Source organism: Haploplasma axanthum, assembly GCF_900660745.1.
Lineage (GTDB): Bacteria > Bacillota_I > Bacilli_A > Acholeplasmatales > Acholeplasmataceae > Haploplasma > Haploplasma axanthum.
Map to the genome: position 1 here is coordinate 653,044 of NZ_LR215048.1, position 26,085 is coordinate 679,128.

17 protein-coding genes, 1 pseudogene and 1 other annotated feature are annotated in these 26,085 nt (G+C 28.3%); all 18 genes and pseudogenes read left to right on the top strand.

Translation table 11 applies throughout. The annotated features are described in order from the left end of the window. Window positions 1-36 precede the first annotated feature (36 nt). A complete protein-coding gene (locus EXC62_RS03130) occupies window positions 37-765 on the top strand; it encodes a Bax inhibitor-1/YccA family protein (protein ID WP_052589968.1) in 729 nt (242 codons plus the stop codon). Next, window positions 762-955: a binding site (T-box leader), on the top strand. Its footprint overlaps the gene before it by 4 nt. Before the next feature lie 38 nt (window positions 956-993). After that, on the top strand, window positions 994-2,010 hold the full coding sequence (gene pheS / locus EXC62_RS03135) for a phenylalanine--tRNA ligase subunit alpha (protein WP_162140258.1): 1,017 nt from the start codon (window positions 994-996) through the stop codon (window positions 2,008-2,010). Then, complete coding sequence (gene pheT, locus EXC62_RS03140) at window positions 2,007-4,349, top strand: phenylalanine--tRNA ligase subunit beta (protein WP_026390774.1); 2,343 nt, start codon at window positions 2,007-2,009, stop codon at window positions 4,347-4,349. The genes pheS and pheT overlap by 4 nt, the downstream gene beginning before the upstream one ends. Before the next feature lie 97 nt (window positions 4,350-4,446). Continuing rightward, window positions 4,447-5,889 (top strand): flotillin family protein, encoded by a 1,443-nt coding sequence (locus EXC62_RS03145; RefSeq protein ID WP_052589970.1) that lies wholly within the window; start codon window positions 4,447-4,449, stop codon window positions 5,887-5,889. Between the two features lie 76 nt (window positions 5,890-5,965). After that, window positions 5,966-7,105 carry a CdaR family transcriptional regulator gene (locus tag EXC62_RS03150; RefSeq protein WP_162140259.1) on the top strand — a complete coding sequence of 380 codons (1,140 nt, stop codon included), beginning with the start codon at window positions 5,966-5,968 and terminating at the stop codon, window positions 7,103-7,105. A 110-nt stretch (window positions 7,106-7,215) separates the two neighbouring features. Next, window positions 7,216-8,516 (top strand): annotated as a pseudogene (locus EXC62_RS03155) (GntP family permease). An 11-nt stretch (window positions 8,517-8,527) separates the two neighbouring features. Next, on the top strand, window positions 8,528-9,667 hold the full coding sequence (locus EXC62_RS03160) for a glycerate kinase (protein ID WP_026390777.1): 1,140 nt from the start codon (window positions 8,528-8,530) through the stop codon (window positions 9,665-9,667). A gap of 99 nt (window positions 9,668-9,766) precedes the next feature. After that, complete coding sequence (locus tag EXC62_RS03165; RefSeq protein WP_026390778.1) at window positions 9,767-10,450, top strand: hypothetical protein; 684 nt, start codon at window positions 9,767-9,769, stop codon at window positions 10,448-10,450. A gap of 112 nt (window positions 10,451-10,562) precedes the next feature. Then, window positions 10,563-11,258: a DsbA family oxidoreductase gene (locus tag EXC62_RS03170; RefSeq protein WP_026390779.1), complete on the top strand. Its 696-nt coding sequence runs from the start codon at window positions 10,563-10,565 to the stop codon at window positions 11,256-11,258. Window positions 11,259-11,306: 48 nt separating this feature from the next. Further along, window positions 11,307-12,092: a pseudouridine synthase gene (locus EXC62_RS03175; RefSeq protein ID WP_084156700.1), complete on the top strand. Its 786-nt coding sequence runs from the start codon at window positions 11,307-11,309 to the stop codon at window positions 12,090-12,092. Window positions 12,093-12,130: 38 nt separating this feature from the next. Next, window positions 12,131-13,492, top strand: a complete 1,362-nt coding sequence (locus EXC62_RS03180; protein ID WP_035375800.1) for an aldehyde dehydrogenase — start codon at window positions 12,131-12,133, stop codon at window positions 13,490-13,492. 129 nt (window positions 13,493-13,621) lie between these two features. Further along, window positions 13,622-14,920, top strand: a complete 1,299-nt coding sequence (locus tag EXC62_RS03185) for an ISL3 family transposase (protein WP_129747466.1) — start codon at window positions 13,622-13,624, stop codon at window positions 14,918-14,920. Window positions 14,921-15,205: 285 nt separating this feature from the next. Continuing rightward, window positions 15,206-16,084 carry a MurR/RpiR family transcriptional regulator gene (locus tag EXC62_RS03190; RefSeq protein WP_026390387.1) on the top strand — a complete coding sequence of 293 codons (879 nt, stop codon included), beginning with the start codon at window positions 15,206-15,208 and terminating at the stop codon, window positions 16,082-16,084. A 142-nt stretch (window positions 16,085-16,226) separates the two neighbouring features. Further along, window positions 16,227-17,366 carry an anhydro-N-acetylmuramic acid kinase AnmK gene (gene anmK / locus EXC62_RS03195; protein WP_162140167.1) on the top strand — a complete coding sequence of 380 codons (1,140 nt, stop codon included), beginning with the start codon at window positions 16,227-16,229 and terminating at the stop codon, window positions 17,364-17,366. Window positions 17,367-17,371: 5 nt separating this feature from the next. After that, entirely contained in the window at window positions 17,372-18,580 is a 1,209-nt protein-coding gene (locus tag EXC62_RS03200; protein WP_052589829.1) for a glycoside hydrolase family 10 protein, read from the top strand. A 1-nt stretch (window position 18,581) separates the two neighbouring features. Beyond that, on the top strand, window positions 18,582-22,277 hold the full coding sequence (locus tag EXC62_RS03205; protein WP_052589827.1) for a glycoside hydrolase family 10 protein: 3,696 nt from the start codon (window positions 18,582-18,584) through the stop codon (window positions 22,275-22,277). After that, window positions 22,270-23,286 carry a serine hydrolase domain-containing protein gene (locus EXC62_RS03210; protein ID WP_162140166.1) on the top strand — a complete coding sequence of 339 codons (1,017 nt, stop codon included), beginning with the start codon at window positions 22,270-22,272 and terminating at the stop codon, window positions 23,284-23,286. Before EXC62_RS03205 ends, EXC62_RS03210 begins: the two co-directional genes overlap by 8 nt. Then, on the top strand, window positions 23,283-26,057 hold the full coding sequence (locus EXC62_RS03215; protein WP_026390385.1) for an N-acetylmuramoyl-L-alanine amidase: 2,775 nt from the start codon (window positions 23,283-23,285) through the stop codon (window positions 26,055-26,057). The genes EXC62_RS03210 and EXC62_RS03215 overlap by 4 nt, the downstream gene beginning before the upstream one ends. Window positions 26,058-26,085: the final 28 nt, after the last annotated feature.

Here is a 26,085-nt window from a genome sequence, read left to right on the forward strand (position 1 = left end):
TTATAATAATAGTATTAGAATGAAAGGATGTGGTAAATGATGAATTCATCAAACCCAGTATTTCGTAGTGTTGAAAAAGATGAAGTAAGAGATAGAAGTTTTGGAGCGACTTATACAGGTGTTTCTATTAAAACTGTTGTATTAGTATTAGTTTCATTCTTAGCAGCATTTTTCGCAGCAACATTAATTAAAGACAATAAAATTGAACCAGTTATTACAATAATCTCTGTATCAGGGATTGTAGCATTTATTTCAGTTTTAATTGGAACAATGATTCCAAGAATTTCAATGCCATTTTCAATTTTGTATGCAGCAGCACAAGGATTCACTTTAGGAACATTAACGGTATTATTAGAGTTAGTATTTCCAGGTAATCAAATTGGTTTAACAGCTGTTATTGCAACAGGATTAATTTTTGCAGTAATGCTTGGTCTATATTCAATTAGAGCAGTTAGAGCTACTAATAAATTTAAAAAAATTATGTTTGGAACATTATTTACTTTATTAATCTTAAGTATTATTGGAATCTTTGTTCCATCATTAGATTTATTTAGTTCAGGAAATATTTTCATTGCTGGTTTATTAGTATTGTTTGGAGCATTTATGTTAGTCTTAGATTTCGATCGAGCAGAACAAATTGTTGAAATGGGTGCATCAAAACAATATGAATGGACTGTTGCTCTTGGATTAATGGTTACATTAGTTTGGATTTATGTTCAAGTATTAAGAGTTATTGTAATTGTATTAGGAAGAAGAAATAATTAAAATCGTTGATAAGAAATAGTAATATAGAGATTTATTTAATAGCGAGTGCATGATGGTGGAAGTTGCATAAGTAATTCTATATGAATTCATCTTTGAGTGGTGCTAATCACACCCGGGAATTCCCGTTATAGAATATTAAGTGCTAGAGTAATCTAGAACTAAGGTGGTACCGCGATTATTCGTCCTTAGATATTTTCTAAGGACTTTTTTATTTTAAGGAGGGAAAATATGAATAATAGTTTAGAAGAATTAAGAAAAGTAATAATTGAAAAAATTGAAAGTGTTTTAACACTTGATGATATTGAAAAACTACGTAATCAATATTTAAGTAAAAAAGGTGAACTTAGTCAGCAAATGGCTAAAATGAAAGATTTACCTAATGATGAAAAACCTTTATTTGGTAAATTGATTAATGAAGTTAAAGAACTTGTTGAAAATAGAATTATATCAAAAATTAATGATCTTAAAGAAAAAGAGTTATTAAAAAAACTAGAAAATGAAAAAATTGATGTTACAATTCCAGCGGATGAAATATCACTTGGAACAATTCATCCATTAAATCAAGTTATTGAAGATTTAGAAGACTTCTTTATTGGTCAAGGTTATGAAGTTAAAGAGGGACCAGAAGTTGAAAGTGATTTTTATAATTTTGAAATGATGAATTTTTCAAAAGGACATCCCGCAAGAGATATGCAAGATACTTTCTATATTACAGAAGAGACATTACTTAGAACACATACATCACCTGTTCAAGCAAGAGCAATGCTAGAAAAAAATGGCAAGCCAGTTAAAGCTGTTTGTCCAGGAAAAACATATAGAAGAGATGAAGATGATCCAACTCATTCACATCAATTTATGCAGTTTGAAGGAATTGTTGTTGATAAAGGAATAAGCTTTGCAAATTTAAAAGATACATTATTAAATATGACAAGACATTTATTTGGAAATGATCGTGAAATTAGAATTAGACCTTCTTATTTCCCATTTGTTGAACCAGGTGTTGAAGTTGATGTTGTGTATATTAAACCTGATGGAACAAAAGGATATATTGAAATTTTGGGTGCTGGACTTGTTCATCCAAATGTTTTAAGAATGGGTGGTTATGATCCAGATGTTTATAGTGGATTTGCATTTGGAATTGGAATTGAAAGAATTGCAATTTTAAAATATGGTGTTGAAGATATTAGAAATTTTTATATAAATGATATTAGATTCTTGCAACAATTTAAGGGGGATTTATCATGAAAATAGTTGAAAATAATTTAAAACAATTTATTGATGTTCCAAATAACATTGATGAAGTAACTAATGCATATATAACTGAAGTTGAATCGTTTGGTTTATTATCAAATATTAACAATGTATTAATCGGTCATGTTCTAGAAAAAGAAAAACATGAAAATGCAGACTCATTGTCAGTAACAAAAGTTGATTTAGGAAATGGTAGAATTGAACAAATAGTTTGTGGAGCTAAGAATGTTGCAAAGGGTCAATATGTTATTGTAGCAACAGAAGGAGCAGTATTGCCAGGGGATTTTGTTATAAAAAAATCTAAAATTCGTGGAGTAGAATCAAATGGGATGATTTGTTCATTAAAAGAATTAGGGTTTGATGAAAAATTGATTCCAGAAGAATTTAAATCAGGAATATATTATTTTGATGAACCAAAAGAAGTTGGAACAAATGCACTTTCTCACTTAGCGATGGATGGTTTTGTTCTAGAGTTATCACTAACACCAAATCGCTCTGATCTTTTATCACATTATGGATTTGCACAAGATTTAGCTGCTGCAACTAATAAAAAGATTGTTCTTCCTAATTTCAATGTTAAAGAAAATGAAACTAAAAATCCATTAACAGTTAAAATAGATTCTAAAAATACAAATAAGTATTTTGCAAGATATTTAAATAAAGTGGAAGTTAAAGATTCTCCATGGTGGTTAAAATCATTTTTATTAGCAGTTGATTGTCAGCCAATTAATAATGTTGTTGATATAACAAACTACATTTTATATACATATGGAACACCAATGCATGCATTTGATGCTAAGAAGTTTGGAACTAAGGAAATCGTTGTAAGTGATAATACTAAAAAACTAAAAGTTAAAACACTTGATGGCATTGAACGTGAATTAACAGGTGATGAAATTGTTATTACAAACGGAAAAGAAGTTATGGCACTTGGTGGTGTCATGGGACTTGAAAATTCAATGATTGATGATAATACTGATTCAATAATTCTTGAAATAGCAAGCTTTAAACCTGAAAGTATTAAAAATACAAGTAAAAAAATAGGGTTAAAAAGTGATTCATCACTAAGATTTGAAAGAGGTATTGATGAAGAAATAATTGAACAAGCCTTAAGACATGCAAGCTATTTACTTGAAACACTTGCAAATGCAAGTATTACAAAAGGAATAGTTAGTGATGTAAAAAATAGTTTTAAAAATCCATTTATTGATTTAACAGAAGAAGAGATATCAAGAAAAATAGGTCATAAATTAAGTGGGAAAGAAATCGTTGCAATTTTAGAAAGACTTAATTATGAAGTTAAAGTAAATAAAAATGTGTTAACAGTTAAAGCTCCAAGCTATCGTCATGATATTTTAATGAAAGATGATTGTCTAGAAGAAATAGTTAGAATTTATGGTATGAATAATATACCTAATCAACCATTAACTGTTTCAGGTGTAGGAGCATTAACCAAAAAACAAAAAACAAATAGAACCTTACGTCATTATTTAGCTAATATTGGTTTTAATGAAGTGGTAACATATAGTTTAAGAAAAGAAAATGAAGTTACAAGATTTAATGAACTTGGTAATGTAATTAGTATTTTAAAACCACAAAATGTTGAACGTAAAGCCCTACGACAAAGTTTAATTAATGGTTTAATTGATGTTGTAAAATACAATAAAGATCATGGTGTTGATGGTGTTAATCTTTTTGAAATGGGACATGTTTATGCTGATAAGATTGAAAGAAATTATTTAACACTTATGGCTTCAAGTTCAACAATTAATAATTTATGGAAAAAAACTAATATTAAACTTGATTTCTATTTTGTTAGTGGAATTTTAAAAAATATAATGGGCTTACTTAAAGTTGATTATGAACTAGTGCCAAGTAATAATCAATCATTTCATCCATATCAACAAGCAAGTATTGTTGTTAATAAACAAACTGTTGGTATTATAGGTAAAATTCATCCTAAACTAAGTGTTAAAGATAATTTTGTGTTTGAAATTGATTTGGATAGTCTTGAAAAACAAAGTAAGTTTAAATATCAACAAGTAAGCAAATATCCAAGTGTTGAAAGAGATTTAGCAATTGTCTTGAAAGATGATATTAAGGTTGGAGATGTTGTTAAATTAATTGAACAAACAGTTAGAAAAAATATTATTAAAACTGAGGTTTTCGATATTTATAAAGGCAGTCATATTGAAGAAGGATATCAAAGTGTTGCTGTTAGAATGGTTTTTAATGATGAAAATAAAACCCTAGAAAGTGCTGATGTTGATAAACTTGTTAATAAAGTTGCTAAAAGAATTGAATTTGAATTTCAAGGGAAAATAAGAAGTTAAAAAAACATTGTTTTTAAGGAATAAAATTGATATAATTAAATTAAAGTTTCTATTGTTAATAATAGAATGCTAATCATAATATAGAGGGGGAATTAAAATGTTTTTAATGGAAACTGGTACTGTAGTAGGAATTGTAGTTGGGATAGTTGCAGTCATTGTTTTATTCGTTTTATTATCTTATAAAAAAGTAAGACCAAATAAAGCTTTGATTATTACTGGACCAAGAAAACAAAAAATTGTTGTTGGTAAGGGAGCTTTTGTAATACCTTTCTTACAAAGAAGTGATGAAGTAACACTTGATTTAATTCAAACTGATATAAAAACTGGAACATCTGTTCCAACAAAAGAATTTATTGATGTCTTTGTTGATGGTGTTGCCAGTGTTAGAATTAAAACTGATGAAGATTCATTAAAACTTGCAGGACAAATTTTACTTAGCCGTGGTGTTGAAGAAATTAAAGTTGCAGCAAGAGAAGTTTTAGAAGGTAATATGCGGGAAATTGTTGGTCAAATGAATTTAGTTGATTTAGTTCAAAATCGTGAAAAGTTCTCAGATATGGTTAAGACATCTGCTGAACTTGATATGGAAAGAATGGGATTAGAAATTATTAATATTACAATTCAAAACTTTAGTGATCAAAATAATGTTATTAAAGATTTAGGGATTGATAATGTTACTAGAATTAGAAAAGAAGCAGCAATTGCAAAAGCTAATAATGAAAAAGAGATTTCAATCGCAGTATCAAGAGCTAAAGAAGAAGCTAATAATGCCAGAGTTGAAGCAGAGTTAAAAATTGCATATCAAGATAATGAATTAGCGTTAAAAGTTGCAGCTTTAAAAGAACAATCAGATCGTGCTAAAGCTGCCGCAGATGTTGCATATAAACTTGAAGAAACAAGAAGATTTAAAGAAGTTAATATTGCTTATCAAGAAGCAGAAATTGCTAAGAGAGATAAAGAAATTGAACTTGAAACAAAAGAAGTTGAAGTTGCTGAAAGAAAATTAGAAGCTACAGTTAAGAAATCAGCTGAAGCTGAAAAATATGCTGCAGAGCAAAAAGCTGAAGCACAATTGTTCGTAAGATTAAAAGAAGCACAAGCTAAACTTGAAGAACAAAAAGCAGAAGCAGAAGCGAGAAAGATTTCAGCTATTTCATTTAAAGAAGCGGAACTTGCAAGATCTGAAGGGATTTTAGCGGTTGGTAATGCTGAGGCAGAAGCAATTAGAAAGAAAGCAGAAGCGATGAATTTAATGGAAGATGCATCTAAACTTGAGTTAGTTCTAAGTTCTAAAGTATTACCTGAAATTGTTGCAGCTGCAGCTAAACCTCTTGAAAATGTTGATAGAATTACTTTATGGGGTGAAGGTGGTTCCACAAAACTTGTTAGTGATATTATGGCAACAAGTTCTAAAGTGTTGGAATCTGTTAAAGAATCAACAGGTATTGATTTATCAAGCACAATTTCAACTATGTTAGGTGTAAAAGCTGCATTACCTAAAGAAAGTAATGAGCCTAAAAACGATAAAAAACAAAAATAGTTATTTGAAAGGTAAGATTTTATGCTTACCTTTTTTCTTTTTAAAGTATAATAAAAGTAGAGATGAGGTAATAAACGTGAAGAAACTTTCGAAGCAAACAGCAAGAGAAATTGAGAGAGAAATTAATCGTATTACTGGAGAAAAGATTAATGTTATGAATGATGAAGGAATAATCATTGTTAGTAGTGATCCTACAAGAGTTAATACTTTTCATGGTGGAGCAAAAAGAATCATTGATGAAAAACTAGAAGAACTTGTTGTTGAATTTGACGGAGAATATGACGGAGCTAAACGAGGCGCTAATTTTCCTGTTATTGTTGATAATGAAATCATAGGTGTTGTAGGTATAACAGGGCCATATGAAGAAATTGAAAAGTATGGTAAGTTGATGAAGAAAATGATTGAAATCTTTATGCTTGAAACATATTTGAATGAACAAAAAGTAGCAATAAAAAATATTAAACAGTATTTTTTAAATGAATGGATTAATTCGGAATCAGTAACAAATAAAGGTTTGATAAACAGAGGAAAAGAATTAGAACTTGATCTAAGCATAAAAAGAAGAGTTATTTTATTATTTATTGAAATCCAAAAACAGTTAACACCATATGATGAGATTATGTATTTAGAAAAAATTGAAGAAAAGATTTACGAATTGGTGAATAAGATTTCGAAGGAGACTTTAATCTTAAATGAAAAACGTCTTTATACTATTTTAAGTCCAATAACAAACGATCATGATATTTTGAAATTTTGTGAAGATTTAAAAGAAATGTTAGAGTCAACACTTTTTATTAAAGTTAAATTTGGTATTGGAACTAACAACTTCAAACTTTCGCCTAAAGAGCAAAGAAAAACTGCAAAACAAGCATTACAGAAAACACTTAATGATTCTAAAAGGGATATTGTTGTACATAGTGATTTAACATTTGAAAGTTTAATAACTTCAATTTCGCTTTCTAATCAAGAAAAATATTTTAATGACGTAACAAGAAAATTAGATAATAATGATATAAAAAATATAATAAAAATATTAAAAGTATATTACCAAAACGATGGGTCACTTAAAAATACATCGATTGAACTTAATTGTCATATCAATACTTTACAATACCAACTTAAGCTTATTAAAGAAAAAACAGGGTATGATCCAAGAAGTTTAAAAGATTCTGCAGTGTTTGTTTTACTTATAGAAATATACGATAATTTGTTTTAAACAACATAATAAAACGCTTTCTTTTGTTTTGTAAGACATATATATATAGAAAAACATAAATTATAATATATGTATGATAAACATTTAAAAAAGAAAAAAGGAGGCATAAAATGGTTATTAGTTGGATTGGGGCAATTCTAGGATTAGCGATTGCTATATTTTTAATTTTAAAAAAAGTAAGTCCGGTTTATTCGCTTTTTTTAGGAGCAGTTTTAGGAATAATTGTAGGAGCATTAATTGGTGATGCGAGCAAGTTTGACTTTGGTGGAACTGTTACAATAGTTATTGATGGTACTAAGAGTGTAATGGGGACAGTAGTTAGAGTAATTGCTGCAGGTGTTCTTGCAGGAGCAATGATGGAAACTGGTGCTGCAGAAGCAATTGCTAGAGGAATGGTTAAAGGCTTTGGTGATAAATGGGCTTTGGTTGCACTTGCGCTACAACAATGATTTTAACAGCAGTTGGTGTATTTATTCCGGTCGCAGTTTTAATTGTTGCACCAATCGCACTATCAGTTGGTAAAAAGAGTGGGATCTCTAAGATTGCGTTATTAGTTGCATTATCAGGTGGCGGTAAAGCTGGAAATGTTATATCTCCAAATCCTAATACAATAACTGCAGCAGATGGATTTGGTATTTCATTAGGAGATGCTATGGTAAATGCATTTATTCCAGCAGTTTTTGGAGTTATTGTTGCAATTTTACTTGCAATGGCACTTAGAAAAAAAGGTGATCTAGTTAAAGAAAATGAAGTTCCAGAAGAAGATGTTGAAAGAAAACTTCCAAGTATTGGTAAGTCATTGGTTGCGCCAATAATTGCAATTGTTCTATTACTTGTTGGACCAATTGGTGATATTACAAATTGGAGTTTCTTAAAAGCCATCACATTAGACGCAATGTATATCTTACCGCTTGCAGGGATTATTGGAATAATTGCAATGGGTGAGTCAAAGAATTTAATTAACTATACAACAAAGGGTTTAAATAGAATGACTGGTACAGTAATGATTTTAATTGGTGCTGGTGCATTAGGTGGTCTAATTTCAAAATCAGATTTAGGTTATCAAATAACTAATATCATTGCAAAACTTGGAATATCAGGTGATTTATTAGCACCAATTGCTGGTATTTTAATGGGTGGAGCCCTAGCTTCTACTTCAGCAGGTGTTTCAGTAGGTATTGAAGGTTTCGGACAATCTATTTTAGGTACAGGAACAAGTCCTATCAATGCAGCCGTTATGATGCATACAGGGGCAACAGTAATTGATCAATTGCCACATGGTAATTATTTCCATGTTACTGGCGGAAGTATGAACATGGATATTAAAGAAAGATTTAAGGTTGTAGGATTTGAAGCATTAGTTGGTTTAACAATGACAATTGTTGCTGTATTAATTAACTTTATATTTTAGGAGGATGAATAATGAAAATAGTTATTGCACCAGATTCGTTTAAAGGGAGTTTGACTGCTAAAGAAGCAAGTCAAGCAATACATGATGGTTTTATAAAAGTATTTCCAAATGCAGAATATGTACTTGTACCAATGGCTGATGGTGGAGAAGGAACTGTTCAATCATTAGTTGATGCAACAAATGGAAAATTATTAGAAAAGAAAGTTTGTGGACCACTTGAAAAAACAGTAACTGCTAAGTATGGTATCTTAGGAGATGGAAAAACTGGGGTTATTGAAATGGCAGAGGCTAGTGGTATTGGTTATGTAACAAAAGAGACTAAAAATCCTTTAGTTACTACAACATATGGTACTGGTGAGTTAATAATGGCTTGTGTTGAACAAGGTGTTAAAAAGATTATTATTGGTATTGGTGGTAGTGCCACTAATGATGGTGGTAGTGGAATGGCAGAAGCTTTAGGTGTTAAATTCTTAGATAAAAATGGTAATCAAATTCCAAGAGGTGGAGGCGGATTGTCAAAACTAGATAGAATTGATATGTCAAATATTGATCCAAGATTAAAAGATGTTGAATTAATTATTGCATCTGATGTTACAAATCCATTATGTGGAGAAAAGGGAGCATCTCATGTATTTGGCCCTCAAAAAGGTGCTACTAAAGAAATGATCCAAATTTTAGATAGTAATTTAAAACATTATGCTGATGTTATTAAAAAACAATTAGGTAAGGACGTTGCTGATGTTCCAGGTACAGGTGCTGCAGGAGGTTTAGGAGCAGGATTATTAGTTTTCACTAATTCGAAGATGCAAAAAGGTATTGATATTGTTGTTAATTATGTAAAACTTGAAGAAAAACTTAGAAATGCTAAACTTTGTGTTACTGGTGAAGGTGGAATCGACTTCCAAACACAATTTGGTAAAGCTCCATTTGGGGTTGCACAAGCAGCTAAGAAAGTTTCTAAAGATTTACCGGTTATTGCAATTGCTGGTTCTTTGGGTAGAGAATATCAAGAACTGTATGATAAAGGTTTTGATGCAATATTTGGAACAATAGAACAAGTTCAACCGCTTGAAGAAGTTATTGCTGCTGCAAAAGAATCTTTAATTAGAACAGCAGAAAATGTTGCTAGAGCAATAAAGATTACTATATAGAAATAATTGACTAACTGGAATTTACTAGTTAGTCTTTTTTTTAGCTTAAAAGAATAAACTTAATGCTATAATTAGTACAGCGAAAGAGAGGAATACATGATGAGTAAATTTTTGAAGAATTTTAAAAATCAGTTTACAGGTTTGTTAGGATTAGTCGTTGTTATTTTATTAGCGGCATATTTAGTTTATAGTAATTTTAGTGGTGGTACAGTAATAAATGTTATTAGATATTCACTTCCACATATTTTACTTGGAGTTGCAGTTATAATTGCAGTTATAAAAAAGAAACATTTAATTGCATTTTTAATACTAATGATAGAATATAGTTCTGGTGCACTTGCATTTATTAATTATATAATTGCTTTTAAATTTGATGGTGGATTTAGATGGAGTTTATTAGTTGCATTTGTTATATTTGTATTTTTATTATTACAAGTAGTATCTCATGCATTTGATACAACAGGCTCAGGAAAAGCTCCTTGGACTAATGTAGCAGTAACAATTTTTGTTGCCTTTATAGTTGCATTTTATTTTGAAAAAAGTTTCTATGGAGCATTGATTGTTCTTTTCTATCCGATAATTGGATATATTGCAGGATCGCCTCTTATTTCTTCATTATTATTGACACAAGTCTTTATTGAATCACCATTTAAGCTGATTGAGAATATACAAAATAATAATAACGATAATAAAGTAGGTTTGATTGTCTATTCTGTGTTTGGAACGATATTCTTAATTATCTCAATTTATCATGTGATAGATAGAATTAAAAAAGAAAAATAAATTTAAGCCTTAAGGTATCTAACCTTAGGGCTTTTTAAATGCAAATTACTAGTCGAAAATGCTTACATGAATTATAATTCATATACAAAGATATAGAAGGAAGTGATTTCTTATGAAGATAGAAATATGGAGTGACTTTGTTTGTCCGTTTTGCTATATTGGAAAAAGAAAATTAGAAAAAGCATTAGATAAATTCCCACATAAAGATAAAGTTAAAATAGAATTTAGATCATATGAGTTAAACCCAGATGCTCCAAAGGTACCTGATGGAATGGGATATGAAGCATTTGCAAAACTTAAGAATATGAAGATTAATGAAGCTAAAGAATTTATGGATTCAGTAGCTAAAACAGCTAAAAACTATGATTTAGATTATCACATGGATAAAATAGTATTAGTTTCAACTAAAGACGCACATAGATTAGCTAAATGGGCAAAAAGATTTAAAAAAGATAAAGAATTAACCGAGGCATTAATGCATGCATATTTCACAAAAGGTGTAAATATTGCTGATTTTAATGAGTTAACAAAAATAGTTGAAAAACTTGGATTAAATAAGAAAGATGCACTGGAAGTATTAAACTCAAATAGATTTGAAAAAGAAGTTCTAGCAGATATTGAAGAAGCTAATACTTTAGGTATAAGAGGAGTTCCTTTCTTCGTTTTTGATCGAAATTATGCAGTAAGTGGAGCACAACCAGATCAAATGTTTGAACAAGCATTAGAAAAATCATATGAAGAGTCATATAAGTTTAAAGATTTAAATGTGAGTAACACAGAAGTTTGTGATACTGATGAATGTAATTAATAAAAATATAGTATAATATATCTATATTAATTTGAAGTAGGTAGTATTATGCAAAAAGCAATTAAAAAACCAACAAAGAAACACAATGATAACTTAATTGAACACAAGGAAAATGATCTTATTAGACTTAATAAATTTATTAGTGATTCAGGATACTGTTCTAGAAGAGAAGCTGATAAACTGATTGAAGAAAATAAAGTAACAATTAACGGTAAGATAGCATTGTTAGGAACTAAAGTTGGTAAGAATGATGTAGTTAAAGTTGGTAATGATTTAATATCTGAAAAAGCAAAAAATATTTATATTATGCTTCATAAACCGACTGGCATAACTTGTACAAATGATTTGAGAGTTGAAGGAAATATTAGAAAATACGTTGATTATCCAGAACTTATTTTCCCAATTGGAAGATTAGATAAGGATTCTTCAGGTTTAATTTTACTTACAAATGATGGAGATATTGTTAATAAGATTTTGAGAGCTGAACATGGTCATGAAAAAGAGTATGTTGTTACTGTAGATAAGGATTATGATTATCATTTTACTAAAGCATTATCAAATGGAGTAAAGATATATAATCAAGTTTCTGATAAACTGCAAGTTACCAATAAATGTGAAGTTAAAGCATTAGATAATCGAACATTTAAAATTATCTTGAAACAAGGACTTAATCGTCAAATTCGTAGAATGACTGAAACATTAGGATATAATGTTAAATCTTTGAAAAGAATTAGAGTTATGAATGTTAGATTGGGAGATTTAAGAGTTGGAGAGTGGCGTTATTTAAATGATAACGAATTAAAAGAAATAAATAAAATGATAAATCAAAACTAATCTTCGGGTTAGTTTTAGTTTTTTCGGAGGTAAGTATTATGTATAAAGAATTGATTAGCAAACAAAAGATCTTTTTTAATTTAGGTAAAACGTTAAGTTATGATACTAGAATTAAGTATTTAAAAAAACTTAAAGAAGAGATAGTTAATAATGAAGCAGAGATTGAAGATGCTTTATATAAAGATTTAGGTAAATCATCAGGTGAAAGCTATATGACTGAAATAGGACCTGTTTTAAAAGAATTGAATTTTCAAATAAAACATCTTAAAAAGTTTATGAAACCTAAAAAAGTCGGTTCACCACTTGCTCTATTTCCAGCAAAAAGTTATATATATCCAGAACCACTTGGAACAGTATTGATTATTTCACCATGGAATTATCCTTTTTTACTTCTTTTAGATCCATTAATTGGAGCAATTGCTGCAGGAAATACTGTAATTGCTAAACCATCAGAGTTTTCAACAGCAACAACAAAAATAACCCAAAAGATACTTCAAAATGTTTTTGAAGATGAATATGTTACTGTTGTTGAAGGTGAAGTATATGAGACAACAAAATTACTAGAAGAAAGATTTGATTATATCTTTTTTACTGGTAGTACAAATGTTGGGAAAATCATTATGAATGCAGCAAGTAAACATTTAACACCTGTAACGCTTGAACTTGGTGGGAAGAGCCCTGCTGTTATCTTTAATGATGCAGATATTAAGCTTGCAGCAAAGAGAATCGCTTTTGGAAAACTTATAAATGCTGGACAAACATGTATCGCACCAGACTATATACTTATAGATAAAACTAAAAAAGAAGAGTTTATAACTTATTATAAAATGTATATTGAAGAGTTTTACACTGATACTCCGCTTGAAAATGATTTGTATCCTAAAATAATTAGTAAGAAGCATTTTGATAGATTAATAAGTCTATATAAAGATGAAGATATTCTTTTTGGTGGTAAATATAATGATGTAAAAATAGAACCAACATTATTAGATATTAAAGATGTAAATGTTAAAATCATGCAAGAAGAAATATTTGGACCTATATTGCCAATTCTCACATTTGAAAAAGTAAATGAAGTTTTTGAATATCTTAGTAAAGAAGAAAAACCATTAGCTTTTTATGCTTTTACAAGAAACAAAGAAATAAAAAAAAGAATCTTAACAACTACTTCATCAGGTGGATTAATATTTAATGATACATTAATGCATTTTGCTAATAACAACCTTCCTTTTGGTGGTGTTGGTTATAGCGGAATGGGAAAATATCATGGAATTGATACATTTAAAACATTTTCACATTATAAAGCTGTTGTTGATAGAAAGACTTGGTTAGATATTAATATTAGATATCAACCAATAACAGAAAAAAAGAAAAGAATAATTAAAAAAATTAATAAATAGATAAAAAGAGAGTTATTAAAAATAAACTGGGGTCATTGTATACCTATGTAATTATCTGGGGTTATAAATAAAGAAAATCCTTCTTGTGTTATTATAGTTTTGCACACTTAATAATCAAGGAGGATTTTCATGTATGATAATATCATAAAAGTATTAGAAATTGAACACTTAAGTCATAAAATTGAATCTATTGATGCAGTATCAACTGATGGAATTGTTAGTTTTCATATTAAGCTTAAAAAAGAAACTATTCCATGCCCTTTATGCAATGGAATTACCACTACACATGACTACCAAAATAAAAATATAACTCATAGTATTTCTACAAATAGAAAATCTTATATTATTTATCGTAGTAGAAGATATCGATGTTTAATATGTAAAAAACGTTTCTTTGAACCTAACCCTTTTACTATTAATAAAGATAGAATTAGTCATTATACTAAATTATCTATTTTAGAACACTTAAAGAATCCTTCTAATACATTTACTAGTGCTTCTACTATCTTTAATGTTTCTACTAAAACTGTTATTGATATTTTTGATGATTATGTTGATCCAAATAGAAATAAACTACCTAAGTTTTTATGTATCGATGAATTTCATGTTTCAAAAAGGACTAAACATCCTTATGCTTGTCTATTCTTAGATTTTGAAACAAAAAAAATAATTGATGTTTTAAAAACTCGTCATAAATCATATCTATTAGAATATCTATCTAGTCTTAAACATACTGAATTAGATAGTGTTAAAGTAGTTATTATTGATATGTGGAAGCCTTATAAAGACGTTATATCTAAAGTTATGCCTAAAGCTTTAATATCTATTGATTCTTTTCATGTTATTAAACATATTAATGATATCGTTAATAAGCATCGTATTAAAGTAATGAATAAATATGCTGGTAATATTGAGTTTAAAACTTATAAGAATGATAAATATTATATGTTAAAGAAGTTTCATTATTTCTTTACTAAAGAATACGATAATATCTATAATGGTTATATTTCTATTCCTAAGTTTAGAATTAGTCTTAATAAATCTTCTATTAAAGATTTTCTTTTATCCATTGATGATGATTTAACTGAAGTTTATAAAATCAAGGAAGAATATCGTGAATTTAATAGAAACTCTAATTTTGATGATGCTAAAGAATTATTATCTGATTTAATTACTAAATATCGTAATCACAGGTTAGAAGATATTAGATCTTTTGGTAAATTACTTTCTAATTGGAAAGATGAGATTATTAATTCCTTTATTAAATCTGATTCTAACAGAAGATTATCTAATGGTCCAATTGAAGGTACTAATTCTAGAATAAAGACTATTATTAAGACTAGTAATGGGATTAAAAGTTTTAAGAGATTAAGAGCTAGAATCATTTATTCTATTAATAAAGATGTGGCTCTTAAAATACCTGAATAATAATATATAAGTGTGTAAAAAAAATCGACTTCCATATATAAATGGTTGTCGATTTTTGTTATTAGACCCCAGATTATTACAAAGGCTATTTTCTCAATACCCCAGTTTATTACTAAGAGCCAAAAAGAGTTTGTATTGAACAGACTCTTTTTATTTATAAAAATTCGAATAATCACAAGAAAAAAAGTTTAAAATACTATATATATAAATGAAAACGTTTTATTAAAAGAAAAAATAGTATATAATAAGTGTTAATGTAACGTATAACAAGAAAAAGGTGATTTTATGAGTCTTATGATCAGTATGATTAAGCAAAGAGAGGTACTAAGTATTTCTGAACGTGCAGTATTAGATTATTTAATTGCTAATAAAACAATACTTAAAGATTTATCAGTTGAAAGTGTTGCACAAGGAGCATTTACTTCTCCAGCTTCAGTTGTAAGAATGTGTAAAAAACTTGGATATAAGGGTTTTAAAGAATTTAAAGTTGATTTTTTATTAGCTAATTCAAAGATTGAAATTCCAAATAATAAAGAATATGAAGATGTTATATTGGGCAAAAATCTTGAGATTAGTAAGGGGCGTAGAGCAATTGAGAATAATATTAAAGCACTAGAAGATACATTAAAATTATATTCGGATCAATCAATTAGTAAAGCGGCAGAAATTATTATGACTTCAAGAAAAACTTTATTGTTTGGAAAAGGTTCTTCATATTTAGCTTGTAAAGATTTTCAAATGAAACTTAGAAGAATTGATAAGTTTTGTATAGCACAAGAAGATTCACATGAACAGTTAGTTGATGCAACTTTTTTAGATAAGCGGGATGTTGTTGTTTTAATTTCGAATTCTGGAGAAACACAAGAGATTATTCAAGCAGCAATTGTTGCAAAAGAAAATAATGCTCAAATAGTTAGTATAGTTAAGGCAGGGAAGTCTTTTTTGGCTGAATTATCAAATATAACATTATACACATCTGCTTTAGAGGGTGATTTTAGAAGTGCAGCAATGACTTCAAGAATTTCGCAAATGGCAATTATTGATGCTCTATTTTCAACATGTGCATTCTATGATTTGGATAGATCAGTAAGAAAATTAGAAAGAACATATCAGACATTTAAAAAGTATAAGAACAAAACAAATAATTTTTCAAAAAAGAATTAAAGGATAATAAAATCTATATTTTTAAGTAAAGTATCATAATAATGTGATACTTTTTTTCTTTATGTGAAAAAAAAGCTAAAAATACGAAAAAACACGAAAACTGATAACGTTTTCATCTATAATAAATTGAGATGGTGATAATATGAAAAAAATTGGTGTAGGTATAATGAGTGGAACATCATTAGATGGTATTGATGTTGCAGTAGTAGAAATTAATCATTATAAAGAGAATACAAAGATAACTACAATTGCTTGTGAAACAATTTTATTCGATTCAGAAGTTATTAATAAAATAAAGGATGTAATTGATCTTGAAAAATCAAATGTTCAAAAAATTACAAGCTTAAATTATGAATTAGCGATTGTATTTTCAAATGCAGTTATTGAAACCTTTAATAAGAATAATTTAGATATCAAAAATATAGATTTTGTTGCGAGTCATGGTCAAACAATTTGGCATCAACCTAAAAATGAAAATGGTTTTGTTAAATCAACCTTACAAATTGGAGAAGGTGCAATATTAGCAGATAGATTAAAAACTACTGTTGTTTCAAATTTCAGAGCTGCAGATATCGCTGCTGGTGGAGAAGGTGCACCACTTGTTTCATATGTTGATAAGTTACTTTTCTATGACAAGAATAAGAATATTGCTTTACATAATTTAGGAGGGATTTCTAATTTGACTTTATTGGCAAAAAATGATTTAGTGGCTTATGATACTGGCCCTGCAAACATGATGATAGATTATGCAATGAAAAAATTATTTAATCAAGATTATGATTATAAGGGGTTATGTGCAAGCAAAGGAAATTTAATTCCTGAAATGTATGAAGAAATTATGAATTTAAATTATTTTAAATGTCCATACCCAAAGACAACAGGAAGAGAACTTTTTGGTGATAAGTATACTGAATTATTGGTCAATAAATATTCTAAACATGATAGGTATGATATTATTAATACTTTGACTATGGTTACTATTAACAGCGTTGCAAATGAATATAAAAAGTTAATTGATAAATATGGAAGACTTGATGAAATTATCTTTTCTGGTGGTGGAGCACATAATGAGTTTGTGATTCTAAATATAAAAAAACGTTTAGTCAATGCGCGTGTTTCACTTATAGATGAATATGGAATATCGAGCGATTATAAAGAAGCAATTGCATTTGCAATATTAGGAAATGAAACATTACACAAATTTCCATCAAATGATATTAAAGCAACTGGTGCAAAAAAAAGAAGTATTTTAGGGCAAATAAATTATTATTATGAGGAGTGAAATTTATGAAACTTTTTTATTATAAAAAACCAACAGAACCAATCAATTATTTTGATAGTAATGAACAAGTAATAATTCCTGAAAAATATCACGAAAAGAAAGTAAGAGCATTTTGGGTATCAAATGTTGTTAATATTGATTTTCCAGTTTTAAAAGATTATAAAGAGTATAAAGATAAGATTAATGAAATGTTTAAAATAGCAAAAGAGTTTAATATTAATACTATTTTTTATCAAGTTAGACCTATGAATGATGCATTCTACGAATCAAAACTAAATCCATATAGTAGATATTTAACTGGGGAAGAGGGATTAAAACCTAGCTTTGATGTTTTTGAATATATCATAAAAAAAGCAAAAGAACATAAAATTGCAATTCATGCATGGTGTAATCCATATAGAGTATCAATGAAGTTAGATATAAATAAGAATGAATATTTGAAGACACTTGATGATTTGAATTTTGCAAAAAAGAATCCAAATTTGGTTATAACTGATAGTAATAATCAATTAATTCTAAATCCTGCACGGGAAGAAGTTAAAAAATTTATAATTGAATCTATGTTAGAAATAATTGATAAATATGATGTAGATGGAATTCATTTTGATGACTATTTTTATCCTTATTCTTCTCTAAGTGCTCATGATAATGATCTAAATGATTATGAAGAAGCAAAGAATGATTATTCTACAATTGCAGATTTTAGAAGATATCATATATCGGATATAATAAGAAGATTAAATGAAAAAATTAAAAAACGTGATAAAAATATAATGTTTGGAATTTCGCCTTTTGGTATTTGGAGAAGTAAACAAAATGATGAGAGGGGATCTAATACAGCTGCTAATACTAGTCAAAGTTATGATACACAATATGCAGATTCATACAATTGGATCAAAAATGGATATATTGATTATATTGTTCCACAACTTTATTGGGAATTTGGTCATCCGGTTGCACCATATGCTGATTTAGTAGATTGGTGGACGAATATAATTAAAGATACAAAAGTTAAGTTATATATAGGGCATGCACTTTATCGACTTGGAAATGAAGGAGAATTTGAGAATCCAATAGAAATAGTCAATCAAATAAAGTATGCAAATAAGTATAAAGAAGTAAATGGAAATGTCTTTTTTACATATCATACATTTAAAGAGATTGAGAATAAAAAAGGTGTTTTAGAAGTAAAGAAATTATTAAAGGGAGAATAGAATGAAAAAAATATCAAAGTTAATAATGGTTTTTATGGTGTTAGTAATGTTAACAAGTATTTTATCGCTTAACATACATGCAAATGAAAATATGATTCAACTTGAAATAGGAACATCTAAAATAACATATGCTGATAATACGCCTGTTATGGTTCCAAATAACTATATAGAAAAAGATAAAGAATTTAGAGGTGTTTGGATAGCAACTGTTTGGAATATTGATATGCCAGCAACAGCTAAAGATATTGAATTGTATAAAGCAGCATATAGGGAAAAACTTGATTTAGCACTAAGTTACAATTTTAATGCGATATTATTTCAAGTAAGAGGGATGAATGACATATATTATGAATCTGAATACGCAGCTTTTTCAAAATCTTTAACCGGTAATGAAGGAGAAAATCCTGGTTGGGATGTTATGCAGTTCTTAATTGATGAAACACACAGTCGAGGAATGGAATTTCATGCATGGATGAACCCTTATAGAGTTGTTAGTTCTGGAGAATTTAATCCTTCATTATTACATCAAGATAATTTTGCTAGACAAAGACCGGATTTAGTTATAAAAAGCGGTGATGCACATATTTTAAATCCAGGTGAACCAGAAGTTCAAGAATATATAAAAGATGTTGTTAGTGAGTTGTTTGTAAAGTATCCAAGTGTTGATGGAATCCATTTTGATGATTATTTTTATTTTGGAGGTAATGCTGAAGATCAATTAACATATACAAAATATGGAAGTCAATATTTAACAATCCAAGATTTTAGAAGAGATAGTATTAATAAAATGATTAAAAGTATTTATGAAGAAGTAAAGAACTTTAATTTAATAAATAGTAAAAATGCAAAGTTTGGAATATCGCCATCTGGTATATATAAGAACAAGACAGCAAGTCAACCAGACGGATCAAATACTGGGGGTCAAGAACATTATAATTCGCATTTTATTGATACAAAAAAATGGATTGAAGAAGGATGGTTAGATTATGTTACACCACAAATATATTGGCAATTTTCAAATACGCTTGCTCCATACGCAGAAGTTGTTAAGTGGTGGGTTGATGCTGTAAAAGATACAAACGTTGATTTAATCATAGGACATTCAGTCTCCGAAGGAACATGGAATTCATATGAACGTGCGGCACAAGTTCTTTTTAACTCGCAGTTTGAAGAAATAAAAGGATCGATATTTTATTCATTAAGAAATATTGATTCTATTGGACGATTTGAATATATTAAAAACAACTTTTGGAAAAATAGCATTCCAACCAATTATGCTAATAGTAATTTAGATGTTCCAAATTATCAAGTTATAGGAGAAAAAAATGAAGATGGAACATATAAAACTAGTGTCTTAATTGAATTTAGTTCTAACTATGAGATTGAGTATAAGATAGGAAATGGCAATTGGCAAGTATATAATAGTCAAATTTTCTTGGATCATCATGGTGAAGAAAGTATATATTATAGAGCAAAAGATAACGAAAATACTAGTGTCGTTAGAAGAATAGCAATAGTCATTAATAAGAATAATAATAATCTTCCTGTCATTATAGTAAATGGAGAAAAAGAAGGAAATGATTATGTTGGTGAAGTTGAAATAGTAATAACTGCTGAACCGAATAGTCAAATTGAATATTATATTATGAGAGGATTGGGAAGTGTTGCAGAATATATTCCATATACGGGACCAATAAAATCAAATGTAGTATACAATCATCGTGTTTTTGCTAGAACGATTGAAGGAAATACTCCCTCAGCAGAAGTAATAAAAGAGTTTAAGATTATTGCTAAATCTTATGATGCACCAACAATCATAGTTACAGGGGATGGAATTGATCCAAATTATACTAATGCAAGAATAACGTTTGAAAGTGACGCCCTTGAAATTCAATATCGAATTAATGGAGGAACATGGAAAACATATGTTAATGGTATTGATATTGTTAATAAAGGTGAATATTTAATTGAGGTTAGAAATAATGATGGAAAAAAAGAAGTTGTTTCTAAAAGAATTTATATTGATGAAGCAGAATTAGATGATGTAAATATAATAATTGAGGGTGTATTTAATAATAATAAATATACAAGCTATACAGAAGTTAGTTTTAGTGAGGTAAATTCACCTAATGTTGTTATGTTTAGATATAATTATTCAAATAATTGGTCTAATTGGATGGAATATAAAGAAAAGATAGTAGCAAAAAAGAATGGATTATATTTCTTTGAATTTTATGTTTTGAATAAGAATAACAATCAAAAAACTGAGACAATGGAAGAATATTTTAGAGTTGAAGTTGAATATGATTTACTTGTTGATAAAGTAATTAGAAATGATATTGAATTAAAAAAGATAAACGGTGAATCCATACTTTTACCAACAGACTATATTGAAAAAGATAAGCAAATTAGAGCAATCTGGTTTTCAACAGTTAGCAATATTGATCTACCAAGAATGGGAACTGACAGTGTCGATGAATACAAAAATAGAATTATAGCAAGTTTTGATAGAATTAAAGAAACTAATCTTAATACTATTTTCTTCCAAGTTCGTCCGATGAATGATGCATTATACTATTCAGAATACGCACCTTATTCTAGATATATAACTGGAGTAGAGGGAAAAAATCCAGGTTTTGATATTTTAGAATTTGTAATTAAAATTGCACATGAAAGAGGTATAGAGTTACATGCATGGTTAAACCCTTATCGTGTATCAAATGGTAGTGGAAGTATTGCTGCACAATTAGCATCTTTACATGATAAAAATTTTGCAAAACAAAATCCAGATTTAGTTTTAGCAGATTCAAAAGGACAATTAATTCTTAATCCAGGTGAACCAAAAGTACAAGAATATCTTGACAATGTAATAAAAGAAATAGTAACTAAATATAATGTTGATGGTATTCATTTTGATGACTACTTTTATAGCTATAGTGGAACACCAGAAGAAAATGATAGACAAACATATATTAACAATAGAACAAACAATGAATCTCTTGGTGATTGGAGAAGAAGAAATGTAAATACTGTAGTACGAGATGTATCAAATATTATTAAAGAACAAAATACCTTATTAAACAAAAAAATAAAGTTTGGTATTTCACCATTTGGAATATGGCGTAATAAATCAAATGACCCTAATGGTTCTCCAACAAATGGTCTTCAAAGCTATGACTCACAGTATGCTGATACCAAAAAATGGATTGAAGAAGGTTGGCTAGATTATGTTACCCCACAACTATATTGGAGTTTTGATACAAAAGCTGCACCGTTTGCTGATCTAGTTGATTGGTGGTATGAGTTAACGGAGAAGAATAATGTTGGATTAATTATTGGGCAAGGATTATACAGATTAGATTCAAGTGAAGCAGCATTTTGGAATTATGAAAATGAAATGATTGAGCAATTAAGGTTTTTAAGTAGTTATGAAAATTTATTAGGAACATCATTCTTTACATACACGACAATTACAAAAACGAATGTTAAAGGAATTACTACAACACTTGATTTCTTAAAAAACTATTATTGGAAAACAACTGCTGATTTCCCATGGGAAACTAATATATCAACAATAGATTCTAATAAAAATAATAAAAAAATACTTATTATAAGTATTGCTGGTGGAGTATTTATTTTAGCAATTACCACAATAACTATTATTTTAGTTAGAGTTAAGAGAAAAGAAAATGTTTAATAAAATTAAAGATATTTTAAATGATGGAATAGAAAATGGGGATTTTCCAGGTGGAAACTTTTGCTTGATAGAAAATAATCGAATCAAATGTGCTTATTTGGGATATAAGAAAATAGTTCCTAAAAAAGAGAAGTTAGTATCAAATGAAATATATGATATAGCATCATTATCAAAGATTATAGTAACAACTACCTTGATTTTTAGATTGATTGAAAGAAACATGATTACATTAAAAACACAAGTTAAAGATATATTAAAAGAATATTTACATGATACAACGATATTAGAATTGTTGTTGCACACATCAGGACTAGCACCTGTGGTTCAAAACAGCTATGAAATTAAAACTAAAGAAGAATTGATTAATCAAATATATTGTGAAAAAATGACGTATGAGCCATTTAGCAAAATAGTTTATTCAGATACTGGGTATATATTACTTGGATTTATTATAGAAAGAGTTGTAGGAGATACAATAGATAAAATTGCAGAAAAAGAAATTTTTGTGCCTTTGAAAATGACTAAAACATCATATTTTCCAATCAAAGAATTATGCGCTCCAACCGAATTGGTTGAAGATACATTATTGCAAGGAATTGTTCATGATGAAAGAGGAAGAATCCTTGGTGGTTTAAGTGGTCATGCTGGAGTTTTTTCAACTGCTGAAGACATAAGTAAATATATACTTAGTATACTTAATGATGATTTAGTTATGTCAAATAAAAATAAAGAACTTATTTTTGATACAACATTAATATCAAAAAACATGCAAGATGAGATAGTATCTAGAACATTGGGATATCAAAAATTTTCATTCTTACCAGAGCATTACAATGATTTAATAACACATACTGGATTTACTGGTTGTAATATGTGGATTGATAGAAATGAAAAAAGAGGGTTTGTATTACTGACAAATGCAATTCATCCAAAAAGAGAAAATAATAATATTTTTAAATATAGAATGAAAATATTGAATTTATTTTATAAGGAGGAGGTTAAAAAATGAAAAAAATAGTTTTAAGTATTGGGATTTTAGTATTCTTTTCGATTTTATTAGTTGGTTGTTCTAAGGATAAAATTGAAATTAAGTTAAAAAGTGACAGTGTCCAAATTAAAGTTGGTGAAGAGAAAAACGTTGAGTTTACAACAAGTGATGAATTAGGACTTAACTTTGAAAGTGGTGATGAAACTGTTTTAACAGTTAATGAAAGTGGAGTATTCAAAGGAATTAAGAAAGGGAAGACCTTTATTAAAATTACATCTAAATCAAACTTGAAGAAAACAGTAAAACTTGATGTTGAAGTATATGAAGGGGAAATTGAAATTTTATTAGTGCTAAAAAGAATGGGTTTAGGAATAGATACTTCTAAAAAAATCGATTTAACTACGAATGATCCATTAGGACTTATTTATGAAACATCTGATGAAACAATTGTAACAGTAAACTCCGAAGGTGAAGTAAAAGGAATAAAACAAGGAAGAGCGATTATAACTATACTATCTAAATCTGATTCAAAAGTTAAAGAAAGTATTGAAGTCTTAGTAACTGAAGAAGTTGCAGTTAAACAAGGTGCAAAAGCTAATGATGAGTTAGTAATTAATGATAAAAAATATATATATGGTGAAAATCTTTTTGCTACTATTAATGATGCTGTAAATACTATTTCCAGTGGAATAATTATTGTTGATACAGGTGCATATAAAGAAAACATTACTTTTGAATCAGACTTTGAATTAATTTCAAATGGAAAAGTTACTTTAGAGGGAGAGTTCAAAGGGAATAATATTTCACTTAGATTTAAAGGATTTACTTTTGTTGGAAATACAAATATAAAACTTGATAATAAGTCAGAATTTATTTTTGAAGAAAATGAGGTTAGTGTTGATAAAGATTTTATTATAATGAACAACTCTAGTCAAATAAAGATTGTATCAAATAATATTGAAGCAAAAAACAGTACTGCAATAACTATTAATGATTTTGATGTACAAGGAGATTATTTGATAGAAGATAATGTAATTACAGATAGTCAAATTGCAATTTTAATAAAAGCGATTGATAAACTGGAAAGAAAAGCAAATATAAAATTATATAGAAATAAAATTGACAATGTTAATACAGCTTTTGATGTTGATTTAGGAAATAAGAATAAAACAGGTAATTACATTGCATATGGAAGATTTAATGAAGTAACTAACTATGATGTAGCAATTAACAATCGCACTGAAGATAAATTTGAATGGACACTAAATTATTGGGGTAATACAGCATTAGATATGTCCAAATTTATCAATGTTGATAATACAATGCTTAGAGAACCGTATAAAAATGCAATTGATATTCTTAGTAAAAAAGATTATAAACCGAATGTTCCCGTTAAAGTAATCATTGAGAACCCAATTGGAAGAATTGAATTAGGTGAAAGTTACAAGTTTGATGTAATAACAATTCCATATACTGCAAGTAAAACAACAAGATGGGTTGTATCTAAGCAAGGATTGATTGAAGCATCAGCAACAACAAATACATTCAATCCGATTCAAAGTGGTGAGTTAAATATAAAAATCTCATCAGCTGCTAATTCTAATATATTTGATACGGTTGATTTGATAGTTACAACTGATCCAGGGATACATTTAACACCATCAATTGATAAACAAGATATTCTTGTTGGTGATGATTTTACACTTACAGCTGAACCATTCCCGTATAATTATGCAAATAAACAAGTCAAATTTATATCATCAGATGAAAATATTGCTACAGTTGATGAGGGAAAAGTAAATGTTATTGGTGCTGGTGACTTTAGTATAACTGTAAAATTGCTTGATGATAAATCAGTATTTGAAATAATAGAATTTACAAGTTATGATGAGTTGGATGATAATAATATCATAGATTTTCTAGTGAAAAGGCAAATGTTATACTCAAAAATTAGATCATTTCAAGTATTTGGAACTAGTCATAATTTTACTTCAACACACTATGATAGTGTATCAAGACTTACTTACGGAGAGATAAAAAGAAACACAGATATGATCATTCCTGTTACAGCAGATCTACGACCAGGAACAAAAAAGAATTCTAATATTAAAGAAGAGTATAAGTTTAATGATGATAATGTTGTTTGGATTGTAATGCATGAAACAGGAAGCACATCAACAGCTTCTGGGGCTTATTCACATGCTAAGTATTTAATGACACAAGCGACAACAGGGGTTCAAAGAGTTGCTTCATGGCATGCAACAATTGATAGTAAAGAATTATATCAACATATACCTTTTGATGAAGTTGCTTATCATGCTGGAGATGGTAGTGTACTTCCTGGTATGAGTAGTACATATCTTGGTGGTGGAAATAGAAATGGAATTGGAATTGAAATGGCAGTGAATGATGACGGCAATATTATGAAAACATGGCAACGTGCTGCAAAATTTGCCGCTGAGTTATTAGTTCAATATAATTTACCAACAACACAAATTTCATATCATCAAGATTTTAGTGGAAAACTTTGCCCACAATCTATGATTAGAGCAGATTTACAAGGATTATTTGAAGAATTTGTTGAAAATGAATATGAGTTGTTAAAAAGATTTCCAAATGTAAAAAGTATTGAATTAGTATCAAGTAATGAAGAATACCTTGAAAATACTGGGGTTATTGTTAAGAATCCAAATAAGACAATGACAATTGAGTATGATCTTATTATTAAGTTTGATAATGATACTGAGATGATTAAAACATTTAAAACTTATTTACCAGGTATGTGGAAATAATTGAAAGTTTTTTTTAGAAGTTGAAAAA

What these genes read in the sequence shown, in the direction of transcription:
- EXC62_RS03160 (WP_026390777.1), top strand. Translation starts at nt 8,528, where the DNA reads ATGAAAATAGTTATTGCACCAGATTCGTTTAAAGGGAGTTTGACTGCT.
- anmK (WP_162140167.1), top strand. Translation starts at nt 16,227, where the DNA reads ATGAAAAAAATTGGTGTAGGTATAATGAGTGGAACATCATTAGATGGT.
- EXC62_RS03200 (WP_052589829.1), top strand. Translation starts at nt 17,372, where the DNA reads ATGAAACTTTTTTATTATAAAAAACCAACAGAACCAATCAATTATTTT.
- EXC62_RS03205 (WP_052589827.1), top strand. Translation starts at nt 18,582, where the DNA reads ATGAAAAAAATATCAAAGTTAATAATGGTTTTTATGGTGTTAGTAATG.
- EXC62_RS03190 (WP_026390387.1), top strand. Translation starts at nt 15,206, where the DNA reads ATGAGTCTTATGATCAGTATGATTAAGCAAAGAGAGGTACTAAGTATT.
- EXC62_RS03215 (WP_026390385.1), top strand. Translation starts at nt 23,283, where the DNA reads ATGAAAAAAATAGTTTTAAGTATTGGGATTTTAGTATTCTTTTCGATT.
- pheS (WP_162140258.1), top strand. Translation starts at nt 994, where the DNA reads ATGAATAATAGTTTAGAAGAATTAAGAAAAGTAATAATTGAAAAAATT.
- EXC62_RS03145 (WP_052589970.1), top strand. Translation starts at nt 4,447, where the DNA reads ATGTTTTTAATGGAAACTGGTACTGTAGTAGGAATTGTAGTTGGGATA.
- pheT (WP_026390774.1), top strand. Translation starts at nt 2,007, where the DNA reads ATGAAAATAGTTGAAAATAATTTAAAACAATTTATTGATGTTCCAAAT.
- EXC62_RS03175 (WP_084156700.1), top strand. Translation starts at nt 11,307, where the DNA reads ATGCAAAAAGCAATTAAAAAACCAACAAAGAAACACAATGATAACTTA.
- EXC62_RS03165 (WP_026390778.1), top strand. Translation starts at nt 9,767, where the DNA reads ATGAGTAAATTTTTGAAGAATTTTAAAAATCAGTTTACAGGTTTGTTA.
- EXC62_RS03180 (WP_035375800.1), top strand. Translation starts at nt 12,131, where the DNA reads ATGTATAAAGAATTGATTAGCAAACAAAAGATCTTTTTTAATTTAGGT.
- EXC62_RS03170 (WP_026390779.1), top strand. Translation starts at nt 10,563, where the DNA reads ATGAAGATAGAAATATGGAGTGACTTTGTTTGTCCGTTTTGCTATATT.
- EXC62_RS03210 (WP_162140166.1), top strand. Translation starts at nt 22,270, where the DNA reads ATGTTTAATAAAATTAAAGATATTTTAAATGATGGAATAGAAAATGGG.
- EXC62_RS03185 (WP_129747466.1), top strand. Translation starts at nt 13,622, where the DNA reads ATGTATGATAATATCATAAAAGTATTAGAAATTGAACACTTAAGTCAT.
- EXC62_RS03130 (WP_052589968.1), top strand. Translation starts at nt 37, where the DNA reads ATGATGAATTCATCAAACCCAGTATTTCGTAGTGTTGAAAAAGATGAA.